General features: G+C 73.0%; 14 protein-coding genes. 5 read left to right on the forward strand and 9 right to left on the reverse strand.

What is annotated here, in order from left to right; translation table 11 throughout:
• Positions 1-130: 130 nt before the first annotated feature.
• From ML340_RS08235 to ML340_RS08255, 5 genes are all read left to right on the forward strand, one after another.
• The gene (locus ML340_RS08235) at positions 131-298 is read left to right on the forward strand and encodes a hypothetical protein (RefSeq protein ID WP_240098592.1); all 168 of its coding nucleotides are present in this window, start codon (positions 131-133) and stop codon (positions 296-298) included.
• A gap of 83 nt (positions 299-381) precedes the next feature.
• Positions 382-765 carry a S24/S26 family peptidase gene (locus tag ML340_RS08240; RefSeq protein WP_240098594.1) on the forward strand — a complete coding sequence of 128 codons (384 nt, stop codon included), beginning with the start codon at positions 382-384 and terminating at the stop codon, positions 763-765.
• Entirely contained in the window at positions 762-1,595 is an 834-nt protein-coding gene (locus tag ML340_RS08245; protein ID WP_240098596.1) for a hypothetical protein, read from the forward strand. The genes ML340_RS08240 and ML340_RS08245 overlap by 4 nt, the downstream gene beginning before the upstream one ends.
• Positions 1,592-1,894 (forward strand): PqqD family protein, encoded by a 303-nt coding sequence (locus ML340_RS08250; protein WP_240098598.1) that lies wholly within the window; start codon positions 1,592-1,594, stop codon positions 1,892-1,894. Before ML340_RS08245 ends, ML340_RS08250 begins: the two co-directional genes overlap by 4 nt.
• Positions 1,891-2,976: a radical SAM/SPASM domain-containing protein gene (locus ML340_RS08255; protein WP_240098600.1), complete on the forward strand. Its 1,086-nt coding sequence runs from the start codon at positions 1,891-1,893 to the stop codon at positions 2,974-2,976. Before ML340_RS08250 ends, ML340_RS08255 begins: the two co-directional genes overlap by 4 nt.
• 146 nt (positions 2,977-3,122) lie before the next feature.
• Here ML340_RS08255 and ML340_RS08260 read toward each other — a convergent pair whose 3' ends face one another.
• The 9 genes from ML340_RS08260 to asnB all read right to left on the reverse strand — a co-directional run bounded on the left by ML340_RS08260 (position 3,123) and on the right by asnB (position 14,079).
• Positions 3,123-4,193 carry an MraY family glycosyltransferase gene (locus tag ML340_RS08260; RefSeq protein ID WP_240098602.1) on the reverse strand — a complete coding sequence of 357 codons (1,071 nt, stop codon included), beginning with the start codon at positions 4,191-4,193 and terminating at the stop codon, positions 3,123-3,125.
• A gap of 83 nt (positions 4,194-4,276) precedes the next feature.
• Entirely contained in the window at positions 4,277-5,959 is a 1,683-nt protein-coding gene (locus ML340_RS08265; RefSeq protein WP_240098604.1) for an ABC transporter ATP-binding protein, read from the reverse strand.
• Positions 5,937-7,340: a mannose-1-phosphate guanylyltransferase/mannose-6-phosphate isomerase gene (locus ML340_RS08270; protein ID WP_240098606.1), complete on the reverse strand. Its 1,404-nt coding sequence runs from the start codon at positions 7,338-7,340 to the stop codon at positions 5,937-5,939. Before ML340_RS08270 ends, ML340_RS08265 begins: the two co-directional genes overlap by 23 nt.
• Before the next feature lie 48 nt (positions 7,341-7,388).
• On the reverse strand, positions 7,389-8,504 hold the full coding sequence (locus ML340_RS08275; RefSeq protein WP_240098608.1) for a nucleotidyltransferase family protein: 1,116 nt from the start codon (positions 8,502-8,504) through the stop codon (positions 7,389-7,391).
• The gene (locus ML340_RS08280; RefSeq protein WP_240098610.1) at positions 8,501-9,511 is read right to left on the reverse strand and encodes an NAD-dependent epimerase; all 1,011 of its coding nucleotides are present in this window, start codon (positions 9,509-9,511) and stop codon (positions 8,501-8,503) included. Before ML340_RS08280 ends, ML340_RS08275 begins: the two co-directional genes overlap by 4 nt.
• Positions 9,512-9,541: 30 nt before the next feature.
• Positions 9,542-9,946, reverse strand: a complete 405-nt coding sequence (locus ML340_RS08285; protein WP_240098611.1) for a VanZ family protein — start codon at positions 9,944-9,946, stop codon at positions 9,542-9,544.
• Entirely contained in the window at positions 9,946-11,082 is a 1,137-nt protein-coding gene (locus tag ML340_RS08290) for a glycosyltransferase family 4 protein (RefSeq protein WP_240098613.1), read from the reverse strand. The genes ML340_RS08285 and ML340_RS08290 overlap by 1 nt, the downstream gene beginning before the upstream one ends.
• A gap of 7 nt (positions 11,083-11,089) precedes the next feature.
• A complete protein-coding gene (locus ML340_RS08295) occupies positions 11,090-12,130 on the reverse strand; it encodes an EpsG family protein (protein ID WP_240098615.1) in 1,041 nt (346 codons plus the stop codon).
• A complete protein-coding gene (gene asnB, locus ML340_RS08300) occupies positions 12,130-14,079 on the reverse strand; it encodes an asparagine synthase (glutamine-hydrolyzing) (RefSeq protein WP_240098617.1) in 1,950 nt (649 codons plus the stop codon). The genes ML340_RS08295 and asnB overlap by 1 nt, the downstream gene beginning before the upstream one ends.
• Between the last annotated feature and the right edge of the window lie 2 nt (positions 14,080-14,081).

Raw genomic sequence — 14,081 nt, forward strand, 5'->3', positions numbered from 1 at the left:
CATCCCGAGCAACAGCCGCTGATGGCCTGAGACCAAAAAATTTGCAGACGTCGTCCCGATCCAGATATCGTTGGCTTGTCGCGCGCTGAATCTGTAAGCTCATCAAGCCCAATCGATAGGAGATGCCATCGTGAAGGATCAGCAGCACGCCACAGCCCCGCAGCAGGGGCAGTTCGAGCGCCTTCCGTACCAGAAGCCGGCCTTCCAGCACGAGCCTGTGTTCGAGACCATGGCCCTGGCCTGCGGCAAGGTCAACATCACCCAGCAAGCCTGCCGCGGCCGCCGCAACGCGTCCTGAGGATTCGATCCACGCCGGCGACCCGCGACGGCGCCCGCCTTCAGCTGGCGCAGGACAGCCTGCGCCAATCCGGAGTGCTACGGATGCGCGCCTATGGCAGCAGCATGCTGCCGGCGATCCAGCCGGGCGACGAGCTGGTGTTCGCGCCGGTCGCCGCGGAGGGCCTGCGGCTCGGGCAGATCGTGCTGCTGCGCCAGAGGGACGCGCTGCGCGTGCATCGGATCGTGGCGATCGGGGCGGACGCCATCGTGACCCAGGGGGACAGCCTCCGCCACCGCGACGGCGCCATTGCCCTGCATGATGTCCTCGGCGTGCTGGTGGCGCAGTCGCGCGCCGGCCGCGCCCTGCCACCGCCCCACGGTCCGGCGCGCTGGCGCACCCGCCTCGCCCGCTGGCTGCTGCGCCATCTGCCCGGCGCACGCCGGGTGGCCGTCCGTTTTCCCCGCCTGAGCGACCTGCTGCGATGACCACCGCTCCTGCCCCGTTTCCGCTGGACATCGGCATCGGCGGCATCAACGTGCGCCTGGAGACCCAATCGCCGGACTTCGCCCAGATGATGGCCGCGCGCTTCCGCGGCTTCACCGCCCCGACCGGCGCACCGCACTACGTGTTCGACACCGAAGTGGTGCCCCTGGGTACGCCGGACCCGGTGCTGGACGGCACTACCACCGAGGTTGGCGTGCACCGCGAGGGCAGCGCCTGGCGCCTGACCTGCGGCGACTTCGAGGCCCGCTTCGACCCGCGCGCCGGGCGCGGCCGGGTGCGCCTGCACCCGAGCCCGTACTCGCTCGACACCGTGCTGCGCATCCTCCACACGGTGCTGCTGGCCGAGGAAGGCGGGATGCTGATGCACGCCTCCAGCGCCGTGCTGGACGGCCGCGCCTGGCTGTTCACCGGCGTCTCCGGCTCGGGCAAGACCACGATCTCGCGCCTGGCCCCGCGCGATGCCCGGGTGCTGACCGACGAGATGTCGTTCGTTCGCCGCGATCCTGCCGGCGGCTACCGCGCCCACGGCACCCCGTTCGCGGGCGAGCTGTCCACCCCGGGCGAGAACACCAGCGCCCCGCTGGCCGGCATCTTCCTGCTGGCCAAGGGCGAGCAGAACCGGATCGACCCGCTGCCGCCGGCGCAGGCCGTGCGCACCCTGCTGGCGAACGTGCTCTACTTCGCGCGCGACGACGCCCTGACCGCACGCGTGTTCGACAATGCCATCGCGCTGGCGGCCGCGGTGCCGGTCCGCCGGCTGACCTTCTACCCCGACCACCGCGTGTGGGATCTGCTGCGAGCCTCCGCATGACCGAGCCGACCTACATCCTCCGTTCCCCGCAGGTGGCCGCGCGCCGGATCGGCGACGAACTGATGATCATGTCCGGGCAGGCGTCCGCGGTGTTCAGCCTGAACGAGACCGCGGCCCTGCTGTGGGACGCCGCCGATGGCCGCACCCCGCTGCAGGAGATCGTGCGCACCCGGATCTGCCCACGCTACGCGGTGGATGTGGACACGGCCCTGGCCGATGCGCTGGAGCTGGTGCAGGGGCTGGCCGGGCATGGCATCCTGCAGGTGGCCGACCGGCCGTTCGCGGAGACCGACGGATGAGCGTGATGGAGACCATGGCCACCCGCGCGATGGCGCTGGGCATCCCGCTGGCCGTGCAGGTGGACCTGACCTACCGCTGCAACGAGCGCTGCATCCACTGCTACCTCGACCACGAGGACCACGGCGAGCTGCGCACCGATGAAGTGCTCGGCCTGCTCGACCAACTGGCCGAGGCCGGCACCTTCTTCCTCAACCTCAGCGGCGGCGAGATCTTCATGCGCCCGGACCTGTTCGAGATCATCGAACACGCGCGCCGGCGGCAGTTCTCGGTCAAGCTCAAGACCAACGGGGTGATGATCCGCGCGGCCAAGGCCCGGCGTCTGGCGCAGCTGGGCATCGAATCGGTGCAGATCAGCCTGTACTCGCACGATGCCGAGACCCACGACGCGATCACCAAGCTGCCCGGCTCGTTCAAGCGCAGCGTGGAGGCCGCGCGCCTACTGCGCGAGGCCGGGATCAAGGTGATCTTCGCCAACGTGCTGATGGCGCAGAACGCCGACCACTACAAACAGGTGCAGGCGCTGGCGGAGGCCATGGGCGTGCGCTACGAGGTGGACGCCACGATCACCCCGATGCTGGACGGCGACCGCACCCCGGTCGCGCTGAACATGGACGGCGAGCGCCTGCGCGGCATCCTGCACGACACCTCGCTGCTGGGCGACCAGGCCGAGCGCTTCCTCGCCCCCCCGTCCGGCCCGACCCCGCTGGAGGAGGCCTACGAGACCCTGCCCTGCAGCGCCGGCCACACCGCCTGCTATGTCTCCCCGTATGGCGACGTGTACCCCTGCGTGCAGTTCCCGTACAAGGTGGGCAATATCCGCGAGCAGCGCTTCCTGGACATCTGGCGCGACTCCCCGCAGCTCAACGAGGTGCGCGCGATCCGGGTGTCGGACCTGGAAGGCTGCTCGAGCTGCGTGCATGGCAGCAGTTGCACCCGCTGCCCGGGGCTGGCCTACCTGGAAGGCAACATGCGCGGGCCATCGACCCAGGACTGCGAGAAGTCCTTCGCGCGCACCGGGGTGCCCTCGCGCAACCTGCTGCGCAAGCAGGGGCGCAGCATCCCGCTGGTGGTGGTGGAATGAAGGGCCGCGTGGCGACTGCCTGCCGGGGCCGTCTCATTCTCTGACCGGCGGCTCCGCGGCTGGCCGCTGCCAACGACCTGTGGCCATCGCGCCACCTGCGATCCCCGGCAGGCGGCCTGCGGCAGCGGCCTCCGCGCGTGTCCGGCTCAATCGCGCAACAGCCAGCGGAACAGCGCAATCGCGCGCGCGCGGTCGCGGCTGAGCCAATACCAGCCGATGCACAACGCCACATAGGCCAACAGCAGCAGCGGATGCGGCACGTGCAGGCGCATCGCCAGCCCCGCCGCCAGCCCGCACAGCAGGCTGAACACCGTCAGCCAGACCGCGGCGCGGGTCGCGCCGAAGCCGGCGTCCTGCATCAGGTGGTGGATATGGTCGCGCCCGGCGGCGAACGGCGAGCGCCCCTCCTGCAGCCGGCGCACGATCAGCACCAGGGTGTCCATCACCGGCACCGGCACCAGCCACAGCGCCAGCACCGGGTTGACCGGATGCCCGGGATTCTGGGTCAGGCGGAACGCGACCCAGGCGATCACCAGGCCAAGGAAGCCGCTGCCGGCATTGCCCATGAAGATCCGTGCCCGCGGCCGCCAGGGGAAGCGCAGGTTCCACAGCAGGAACCCGGCCAGCGCGCCGCACAGGATCGCCACCCGCTGCGCCAGCCCGAAGTTGCCCGCATACACCGCCGCCGCGGCGAGCATCACCAGCGCCGCCAGCCCGAGCAGCCCGGCCAGCCCGTCGGCGCCGTCGATCATGTTCATGGCGTTGATCAGGCCGACGGTGGCGAACACGGTGAACGGCACCGACAGGAACCCGAGCGTGAGCGAGGGCAGCCCGAACAGCGGGCCGAGTTGCTCCACCCGCACCTGGCCGCCGTAGATCATGATCAGCGCCGCCACGACCTGGGCGAGGATCCGCCAGTACCAGCGCAGGTCGCGGCGGTCGTCCCACAGCCCGACCACGACCAGCACCGCCGCCGCAGCGGCGAACGCCAGCAGCGAGGGCGGCGGCGCCTGCCCGGTCCAGAGGCCAGCGGCAGCCGCGGCGGCCGCCGCCATCGCCAATCCGCCAGTGACCGGCGTGGGCACTGCATGGTCCTTGCGTCCCGCGGGCCGGTCGTAGAGATCCCAGCGTCGCGCCAGCGGCTGCAGCAGCCACGGCAGCACCGCCGCGAGCGCAAACGCCAGCAGGATCAGTCCCGGATTGAATGCCTGCAGCATGCTCCCCCTGCTTCCCGTTCTGGATGGGCCGCCTGGATCGGCCGCCCGATGCCGCCAACCATCGTAACGTCAGCGCATGGGTTTCAACCGCGTTCGCGCAGCACGCCGTCGGCCAGTTCCAGCACGCGGTCGGCCAGCGCCAGGCTGGCCGGGCGGTGGGTGATCAAGAGCACGCTGCGCCCGCGCAGCGCCGCGCGCGCCTGCGCAACCCAGTCGGCTTCGGCCACCGGGTCGAACATCGCGGTCGCCTCGTCCAGCACCAGCACTGGCGCGTCCTTGAGCAGCGCGCGCGCCAGCGCGATGCGCTGGCGCTGCCCGGCGGACAGGCGCAGCCCGTCGTCGCCGACTGCAGTCGCATAGCCCTGCGGCAGCGCCGCGATGAAGGCGTCGGCACAGGCCATGCGCGCCGCGGCTTCGATCCGCTCGGGTGTCGCACCGGGATCGGCATAGGCGATGTTGGCGGCGATCCCGGTATGCGCCAGCAGCACCGGCTGCGCGACCCAGCCGATCTGCCGGCGCAGCAGGTCCAGCGGCCATTCGCGCAGGTCGCGGCCGTCGAGCAGGATCTGGCCGGCATCCGGGTCGGCGAAGCGCAGCAGCAGTTGCACCAGGGTGCTCTTGCCGGCGCCGTTGGCGCCGGTGATCGCGACCACCTCGCCGGGACGGATTTCCAGATCCACCCCGCGCAGCACCGGCGGGCCGTCCGGATAGGCGAAATGCACGCCCCGGAACGACAGCGCGCCGCGTGCGCGCACGGGCAATGGCTCGGACGCCGGGGCATCGGCCTCGGGGGCCACGGCCAGCACCTCGACGATCCGCCCGAACGCACCGCGCACCGCCTGCCACTCGCCGTACACGCCGGCCAGCTCGCCGACCGGCTGCGCCAGCAGCAGGCCATACAGCAGCAGGCTCACCAGATCCGCGCCGGCCAGCAGCCCGGCCTGCACCTGCATCCCGGCCAGGCCCAGCAGGGCCAGCACCAGCGCCGCGGCCAGGGTGCGCACGACCGGTGCGATCGCCGCCAGCCGCCGCCCCTGGCGCAGGTCGAGCACGCGCAGGGCCTCGGCCCGGTCCGCGTACGCCGCGGCCTCGCGCGCGAGCGCCCCGTCGGCCTTGACCAGGGGCAGCAGCGCCAGCCCGCGCTCGGCCTGTGCGGCGCGCGCCGCCTGCGCCTCCGCCAGCGCCCGCCCGAGCGGACGCAGGCGGCGCCCGGCCAGCTTCAGCAGCAGCCAGCCCAGCGGCGCCAGCAGTGCCAGCCCCAGGCCCAGCAGCGGCGCGATCCGCAGCATCATCAGCAGCGCGCCGGCGCAGGTGAGCAGCAACGGCACCAAGGTGGTGAGGGTCGCGCCGAGGAAGGCGCCGAGGCGATCGATGTCCTCGCCGAGCAGGGCCAGCAGGTCGCCGCGCCGGCGCCGGCGGTGCCAGTCCAGCGGCAGCGCGAGCAGATGCGCGTACAGGCGGGCGCTGCCGCGCGCGGTCATCGCCGCGGTCGCCGCCTGCACCCGCACCGCCACCCACCAGCCCAGCCCGGCCTGGGCGGCGACCAGCGCGAACAGCCCCAGCAACGGCGGCGCCAATGCCCCGCCGTGGGCGAAGGCGGCGGTGGCGCGCCCGGCCAGCCACGGCATCGCCAGCAGCGCGGCGCTCTGCAGGCACATGAGCAGGGCGCTGACGGCCAGTTGTGCCCAGTCCGGCCGCAGCAGGCCCAGGAGCGGCCGCCACGGCCGCGCCGCGGCGGCGGCCTCAGTGCTGGCGGCCGTAGGCATCCTCGAACCGCACGATGTCGTCCTCGCCGAGGTAGCCGCCCGACTGCACCTCGATCAGTTCCAGCGGCAGCTTGCCGGGATTCTCCAGGCGGTGGCGCACCCCGAGCGGGATGTAGGTGCTCTGGTTCTCGCCGAGCAGGATCACCTCCTCGCCGCGGGTGACCCGCGCGGTGCCGCGCACCACCACCCAGTGCTCGGCGCGGTGGTGGTGCATCTGCAGGCTCAGCGCCGCGCCCGGCTTGACCGTGATCCGCTTGACCTGGAACCGCGGCCCGGCGTCGATCGCCTCGTAGCTGCCCCACGGCCGGTACACCCGCCGGTGCAGCTGCACCTCCGGGCGGCCCTGCGCCTTCAGCGCCGCGACCAGCCGGCGCACGTCCTGCACCGCGTCCTTGCGCGCGACCAGCACCGCATCGGCGGTGTCCACCACCACCACATCCTGCAGCCCGAGCAGCGCCACCAGGCGGCCGCCGTCGGCCCAGGCCAGGGTGTCGCGGCAGTCCAGCGCGAGCACGTCGCCGCGGTGGGCGTTGCCGTCGCCGTCCTGCTCCGCGACCTGCCACAGCGCGGCCCAGCTGCCGACGTCGTTCCAGCCCACCTCCAGCGGCAGCACCGCGGCGCGCGCGGTGTGCTCCATCACCGCGTAGTCGATCGAATCGGCCGGGCAGGCGGCGAACGCTTGCGCGTCCAGGCGCACGAAGTCCGGATCCCGCCGTGCCTGCGCATGCGCGTGCCGGCAGGCCTCCAGCATGGCCGGCTGCAGCCGCGCGAGTTCCTCCAGGTAGACCGAGGCGCGCAGCAGGAACATGCCGCTGTTCCAGTAGTGATCGCCGGCGGCCAGGTAGGCGGCAGCGGTCGCGGCATCCGGCTTCTCGACGAAGCGCCGCACCGCGCGCACGCCCTGCCCCGGCGCGGCCTGGATGTAGCCGTAGCCGGTCTCCGGCGCGTCCGGCACGATGCCGAAGGTGACCAGCTGGCCGTCCCGGGCCGCCGGCGCGGCCTCTTGCACCGCGGCGCGGAAGCCGGCCGGATCGGCGATCACGTGATCGGAGGGCAGCACCAGCAGCAACGGGTCCTCGCCCCCGCGCAGCGCCTCCAGCGCGGCGACCGCGATCGCCGGCGCGGTGTTGCGCGCGACCGGCTCGAGCAGGATGGTGGCCGCGCTGGCGCCGGCCTCGCGCAGCTGCTCGGCGACCATGAAGCGGTGCTCCTCGCCGGCCACCACGATCGGCGCAGCCGCGGCCAGCGGCGCGACCCGCCGCCAGGTGGCCTGCAGCATCGAGTCCTCGCCCACCAGCGGCAGGAACTGCTTGGGATAGGCGTCGCGCGAGAGCGGCCACAGCCGGGTGCCGGAACCGCCGGAGAGGATGACCGGGATCATCGGCGGATTATGCCAGCCACCTTGCGGCGGTCGCCGGCCGGCGCCGGCTCAGCGGTCGGCCCCGAGCGCGCGCCGCAGGCCGACGCCCCAGCGCCGCAGGTAGGCCGCGGCCAGGCCGAGCGGGCCGTGGGCGTCGTAGCGATGGCGCATGAAGGCCGGCGGCGGCAGCAGCTTGTGCCACAGCCAGCGCAGCCGCTGCGGCCAGGGCAATCCGCGCAGATGGCTGCGGTCGAACGCGCCGGGTGCGTCCAGGTGCAGGCCGGCACCGGCGCTGCGCGCGGCGGCCTCGGCCAGCTCCGGCGGCAAGGCGGTCGCGAACGCCGCATGCGCGGCCTGCAAGGCGTCCACCAGCGCGGCTAGGTGCACCGGATCGGCCGCGGGCGCCAGCAGCCGCGCCCAGTCGCCGGGCCCGCAGCGCGCGGCGAGCAGGTGCACGTCGTACAGCCACAGCAGGCGGTCGTGGGTGCCGGCCGCGCGGTTGCCGGCGCGGTGCAGGGCCGCGTGCAGCAACGCATCCGCCGCGCCCAGCGCGCGCGCCTGCGGATGCAGGCCGGGCAGCGCCTGCGCGCGCGCCCACAGGTCGGCGAAGGCCAACCCGCGGTCCAGCCCGGCATGGTTGAGCAGGCGCCAGTGCAGGTCCAGCACCACCCCGCGCCGCGCCGGATCCACCAGCGCGACCTGGGTGTCGCTGGCCTGGCGCGGGGCCACGCCATGCGCCAATGTCCAGCCGGCCGCCACCAGCGCCGCGGTCGCCGCCTCGGCCTGCGCCAGATCGGCGACGAGCAGGTCGATGTCGCAGCCGGGGCGCAGTTCCGGCGCCGGATACAGCCATTGCCCGAGCGCCATGCCCTTGAGCACGAAGCACGGCAGCCCGGCCTCGGCGAGCTGGTCGAGCACCGCGCGCGCGCTGGCCTCGCGCGCGAGCAGGCGCATCCCGTCCAGGCGCGCCTGCGCCGCCAGCCGCGCGCGCAGCGCGGCGGTCGGTGCCTGCGCCGGCAGCGCGCGCGCCAGCAGCGGCGCCACGCCCTCGGCCTCGGCGCAGGCCAGCACCGCCTCCGGATCGGCCGCCAGCAGCGCCTGCAAGGCCTGCGCGCGCCCGGCCAGCGTGCCGGCGCAGGCTGCGCGCAGGTCCACGCCGTCGGCGTCGGCGCGCGCCGCGGTCACACCCGGTAGTACTCGCGGTACCAGGCGACGAAGCGGGCCACGCCCTCCTCGACCGGCACCTGCGGGCGATAGCCGACGTCCGCGACCAGGTCGGACACGTCGGCCTCGGTGTCGGGCACGTCGCCGGCCTGCAGCGGCAGCAATTCCATCCGCGCCTTGCGCCCGAGGCACTGCTCCAGCACCTCGATGTAGCGCAGCAGTTCGACCGGGCGCTCGTTGCCGATGTTGTACAGCCGGTACGGCGCCACCCCGCTGGTGGCCGGATCCGGGTGCGCGCCCGACCAGCCCGGGTCCCGGCCCGGCACCCGGTCGAGGGTGCGCAGCACGCCCTCCACGATGTCGTCCACATAGGTGAAGCTGCGCTTGTGGCGGCCATGGTTGAACACCCGGATCGGCTCGCCGGCCAGGATCGCGCGGGTGAATAGGAACAGCGCCATGTCCGGCCGCCCCCACGGGCCGTACACGGTGAAGAAGCGCAGGCCGGTGCACGGGATGCCGTACAGGTGGGCATAGCTGTGCGCCATCTGCTCATTGGCCTTCTTGGTGGCTGCATACAGCGTCAGCGGATGCTCGGCCGAGGCGTGCTCGGAGAACGGCATCGCGGTATTGGCGCCGTACACCGAACTGGTGGAGGCGTACACCAGGTGCTGCACGCCCTGCCGGCGGCAGCCTTCCAGCACGTGCAGGAAGCCGGTGACGTTGCTGCTGACGTATACGTGCGGGTTCTCGGCGGCATAGCGCACGCCCGCCTGCGCGGCCAGGTGCACCACGCGCTCGAAGCGGTGCGCCGCGAACAGCGCCTCCATCGCCGCGCGGTCGGCGAGATCCGCGGCGACGTGGACATAGCCCGCACGCGCCTGCAGCCGCGCCAGTCGGGCCTGCTTGAGGGTGACGTCGTAGTAGTCGTTGAGGTTGTCCAGCCCGACCACCTGCTCGCCGCGGTCGAGCAGGCGGTGGGCGACGTGGGAGCCGATGAAGCCGGCGGTGCCGGTGACGAGGATGGGCATGCGGAGGACAGCGGATGGAATGGCGGGATTCTACTGGCCACGGCCGCGCACCCACAGGGCGCGCAGCGCGGCCGGCACTGCCCAGCCGGCGAGTCCGGCCAGCAGGTCGATGAGTACGTCGGACACGCGCGGGTCGCGCCCCGGGATCCAGATCTGCGCGACCTCGGTCCCGATGCCGATCAGCAGCAGCGCCAGCGCGATCCGGCGCGCGCGCCAGGCCGGCAGCGCCAGCGCCGCGACCGCCCCGAGCAGCGCGAACAGCAGCAGGTGGAACAGGTTGACCGTGCTGTGCAGGTTCTCGATCCAGATCATCGGCCGGTTGAGCCAGGCCCAGTGCGCGCGCGCGGCGGCGATCAGGTCGTTCGGCACCAGCACCGCCAGCAGCACCAGCGCCAGCACCAACAACAGCAGCCCGCGCAGCAGGACGCGCCGCATCAGCCCATCGCCTCGCCGCACAGCTCGCGGTACACCGCCAGGGTGTCGCGCACCACGATCCGCTCGTCGAAGCGGGCCTCGGCCTTGGCGCGCGCGGCCGCGCCCAGGCGCGCGCGCAGCGCCGGATCCGCAGCCAGGCGCGCGATCGCCTGCGCCAGCGCCGGCGCGTCGCGCACCGGCACGCGCAGGCCGTCGACCCCGTGCTCGACCACTTCGCGGCAGCCGGGCACGTCAGAGGCGACCAGCGCGCAGCCGCAGGCGGCGGCCTCGATCAGGCCCTTGGGCAGCCCTTCGCGGTAGCTCGGCAGCGCCACGACATCGATCGTGCGCAGCAGCGCCGGCATGTCCTGCACATGCCCCAGCCATTGCAGCAGCCCTTCCTGCACCCAGCCGCGCACGGTCGCCTCCGGCACCGCCGCGGGATTGCCCGGGTCCGGCTCGCCGGCCAACAGCAGCTCCACCGGCGCGCCCTGCGCGCGCAGCAGGCGCGCGGCCGCGGCGTACTCGGCCAGGCCCTTGTCCCACAGCAGCCGCGCCGGCAGCAGCACGCGCACGCGCGGCCCCGGCGTGCGCGCCGGATCCGGGGCGAAGCGCGCGCAGTCCACCCCGGAGCCGGGGATCAGGCGGATCGCGGCCGGATCGACCAGCCCGGAGCCGGCGAACAGCGCCACGTCATCGGGGTTCTGCAGGATCAGACGCGCATTGCCGCCGGCGAACGCCGGCCGGAACAGCCGGCGCAGCAACGGCCGCAGCAGGCGCGCGCGCAGGTCCTGGCTGGTGAACACATAGCCCATGCCGGCGACCGCGTTGACCCGCGCCGGCACCCGCGCCAGGCGCGCCGCCAACGATCCGTACACCGCGCACTTGATGGTGAAGCCGTGCACCAACTGCGGGCGCTCGCGCCGCAAGAGCCGCCACAGGTGCAGCAGCAGGCGCGCCTCGCGCAGCGGATGCAGGCTGCGGCGGTCCATCGGCAGCGCCTGCCAGCGCAACCCGAGGCCGCGCAGACGCTCGCCGTAGGGTCCGTCGGGCGAGAGCAGCAGCACCTCGTGCCCGGCCTGGTGCAGGGCCAGCGCCAGCGAGCGCCGGAAGTTCCACAGGTACCAGTCGGTATTGGCGAACAGAACCGCCTTCATCGCCGCCTCAGCCCAGCGGCATGAACTGGTACGGCACCCACAGCCGCGCGTGTACGGCGAAGTGCAGCCAGACGAACAGCACCGCCGCGTAGTAGCCCACCTCGGCCAGCACCAGCGGCGTGCGCACCTGCACGCTTTGCGCCAGCCGCGGCAGGCGCGCGAACACGAACAGCTGGAGCGGGATCAGGTATAGCGCCACCCGATCCACCGCGGTCGAGGCCAGCGGCACCAGCGGCAGGCACACCAGCGCGAAGGCCGCCATCCACAGCCACAGCCGGCGCTCCTGCGGATCCGGCAGCAAATGGCGCCGGAACGCCAGCAGCAGCAGCGCCGGCACGACGTTCATCAGTACGCGGATCAGGCCGCCCTGCGACTGGTAGTCGGCCTCGACATAGTTTTGCCACAGCCGCTCGGACGCATCCGCCACCAAGAGGTAGTACAGCAGCGCGGTGGTCGCCGCCACCAGCACTGCAGTCAGGATCCGGTTGCGGCTGGCGGCCAGCGCCGCGATCGGCAGCAGCAGCACCGCCGACTTGTGGAAGGTCGCCCCGATCGCCACCCACAGCACGAACCGGCGCACCCGCCCCCGCCCGAGCGCGGTCAGGCCCAGCAGCGCAAAGCCCAGCGCCACTGCCTGGCGGGTGTAGCCCATGCCGACCACGATCAGCATGTACGGCACTGCCGCCAGCAGCGCCAGCCAGGGATTGGGCTGGGCGCGGCAGAAGCGCACGGTGCCGGCCATCAAGACCAGCGCGCATATCAGGTTGACCCAGTAGATGTCGCCGCCAGTGCGCCCCACCAACCAATTGAGCAGGTAATAACCGGGGTCGCTCATTTCCAAAATCTGACCCAGATCCAACCGCGAAGCGCGCTCGAACATCGGCAGGTAATTCATCCAATCCCCACCGACCTGGTGGCGCAGCCCCACCAGCAGGGAGAACAGCAGGAACACCGCGGCCCAGGGCAACCAGGCCTGACGGCGCGCCAGCCGCCCGGGCAGCAGCACGCCCCAGGCCGGCACCAGGAACATGAGCCAGTAGGGCCACATCAGCCGCCACCGCCCTGCGCATCCAGCCAGGCCTGGAACATCAGCACCGACCACAGCCGGTAGCCGTACTGACCCTGGCCGCGCCGGTGCGCCTGCCACACCCGCTGCACCGGTGCCGGGTCCAGCAGGCCCTGGCGGCGCAGCCGCGCCGGGTCGAGCAGATCGTCCGCCCAGCCACGCAGCGGACCACGCAGCCAGGCATCCAGCGGAATGCCGAACCCCATCTTCGGGCGCTCGATGAGCGCGCGCGGCACGTAACGATCCAGTAGCTGGCGCAGGATCCACTTGCCGCGGCCGCCGCGCAGCTTCATGGCCATCGGCAGCCGCCAGGCCAGTTCGACCACCGCATGGTCCAGGAACGGTGCGCGCGTCTCCAGCGAGACCGCCATCGCCGCGCGGTCGACCTTGACCAGGATGTCGTCCGGCAGGTAGGTCAGCGCGTCCAGCGCCATCATCCGCGCCACCGGGTCGGACAGGCGCGGCCACTGGTCGCGTAGATCCGGCAGGCTCGGCGGCAAGGCCCCGTTCACCACCATGGCCGCCGGCTGCGGCCATTCGCTGACGAGCGACACATACATGTCGTCCAAACTCTGGACGGTCCGCAGGCGCTGGCCGAGGCGGTGGACCTTGTCCCCCGGCTGGGCGATCCCGGCGTGGCGGGCCAAGGGTCCGGCCAGCCGGTTCACCGTCTGCGCCGGCAGCGCCTGCAAGCCCGCGCCCGCCAGCCGCCGCAGCGGCGCCGGCACCGGCGCCATCCGCCGCCACACGCGCGGCCCCAGCAGGTAGCGGTTGTAACCGCCGAACAGTTCGTCGCCACCATCGCCGGACAACGCCACCGTGACGTGCCGGCGCGCCAGCTGCATCACCAGGCAGGTCGGCAACTGCGAGGAATCCGCGAACGGCTCGTCATAGACCTCTGGCATGCGCGGGATCAGCGCGCGCGCATCTTCGGCAGTCAGGCGCACTTCGGTATGTGCGGTGCCCAGGTGCCCGGCGATGGCGCGCGCATGCTCGGCCTCGTCGTAGGCCTTTTCCTCGAAGCCGATGGTGAAGGTGCGCACCGGCTGGCGGCTCTGCGCCTGCATCAGCGCGGTGACGAGGGTCGAATCGATGCCGCCGGAGAGCAGCGCACCAAGCGGCACGTCGGCCAGCCGCTGCCCGGCGACCGCGCGCCCGAGCGTCTCGGCCAGCGCATCCAGCGCCTCGGCCTCGCTGCCTTCGAACGGCGCCGCCATCCCGCGCTCGGCCACCTCGCGCAGCGACCAGTACGCCCGCGGCGACGGCTCGCGCTCGCCGGCCGCCAGTTCCAGCCAGGTCCCCGGCGGCAGCTTGCGGATGCCGGGGTGGATGGAATACGGCGCCGGCACGTAGTTGTAGCGCAGCAGCAGTGCCAGTGCGCCGCGATCGATCCCGCCGACGAACGCCGGATGCGCGCGCAGCGCCTTCAGCTCGGACCCGAACAGGAAGGCCCCGCCCTGCCAGCCGTAGTACAGCGGCTTTTCGCCGAGCCGGTCGCGCGCCAGCGCCAGCACCCGCCGCTCGCGGTCCCACAGCGCCAGCGCGAACATCCCGGTGCAGCGACGCAGGGTCTGCTCGAGTCCCCAGTGCGCGACCGCCGCCAGCAGGGTCTCGGTGTCCGAATGCCCGCGCCAGGCCGGTGCCGCACCCGCCGCCTGCAACTGCGCGCGCAGGTCCAGGTGGTTGTAGATCTCGCCATTGAACACGATCACCCAGCGCCCGCAGGCGGACAGCATCGGCTGGTGGCCGGCCGCGCTGAGGTCGAGGATGGCCAGGCGACGATGGCCGAGCGCGAGGCCGGCCTCGGCGTCCGCCCAGGCGCCCGCATCATCCGGCCCACGGTGGGCGATGGCCGCGGCCATCGCCTGCGCCCGCGCGACGAGCACCTCCCTGTCCGCGCCCGGCTGCCAGGCGCCTGCGATTCCGCACATGC

The sequence above is a fragment of the Thermomonas flagellata genome (genome assembly GCF_022419185.1).
Taxonomy (GTDB): domain Bacteria; phylum Pseudomonadota; class Gammaproteobacteria; order Xanthomonadales; family Xanthomonadaceae; genus Thermomonas; species Thermomonas flagellata.

Bases quoted from the DNA above. Each gene is read 5' to 3' on its own strand.
- ML340_RS08240 (WP_240098594.1), top strand. From the start codon at position 382: ATGCGCGCCTATGGCAGCAGCATGCTGCCGGCGATCCAGCCGGGCGAC.
- ML340_RS08245 (WP_240098596.1), top strand. From the start codon at position 762: ATGACCACCGCTCCTGCCCCGTTTCCGCTGGACATCGGCATCGGCGGC.
- ML340_RS08250 (WP_240098598.1), top strand. From the start codon at position 1,592: ATGACCGAGCCGACCTACATCCTCCGTTCCCCGCAGGTGGCCGCGCGC.
- ML340_RS08255 (WP_240098600.1), top strand. From the start codon at position 1,891: ATGAGCGTGATGGAGACCATGGCCACCCGCGCGATGGCGCTGGGCATC.
- ML340_RS08260 (WP_240098602.1), bottom strand. From the start codon at position 4,193: ATGCTGCAGGCATTCAATCCGGGACTGATCCTGCTGGCGTTTGCGCTC.
- ML340_RS08265 (WP_240098604.1), bottom strand. From the start codon at position 5,959: ATGCCTACGGCCGCCAGCACTGAGGCCGCCGCCGCGGCGCGGCCGTGG.
- ML340_RS08270 (WP_240098606.1), bottom strand. From the start codon at position 7,340: ATGATCCCGGTCATCCTCTCCGGCGGTTCCGGCACCCGGCTGTGGCCG.
- ML340_RS08280 (WP_240098610.1), bottom strand. From the start codon at position 9,511: ATGCCCATCCTCGTCACCGGCACCGCCGGCTTCATCGGCTCCCACGTC.
- ML340_RS08285 (WP_240098611.1), bottom strand. From the start codon at position 9,946: ATGCGGCGCGTCCTGCTGCGCGGGCTGCTGTTGTTGGTGCTGGCGCTG.
- ML340_RS08290 (WP_240098613.1), bottom strand. From the start codon at position 11,082: ATGAAGGCGGTTCTGTTCGCCAATACCGACTGGTACCTGTGGAACTTC.
- ML340_RS08295 (WP_240098615.1), bottom strand. From the start codon at position 12,130: ATGTGGCCCTACTGGCTCATGTTCCTGGTGCCGGCCTGGGGCGTGCTG.
- asnB (WP_240098617.1), bottom strand. From the start codon at position 14,079: ATGTGCGGAATCGCAGGCGCCTGGCAGCCGGGCGCGGACAGGGAGGTG.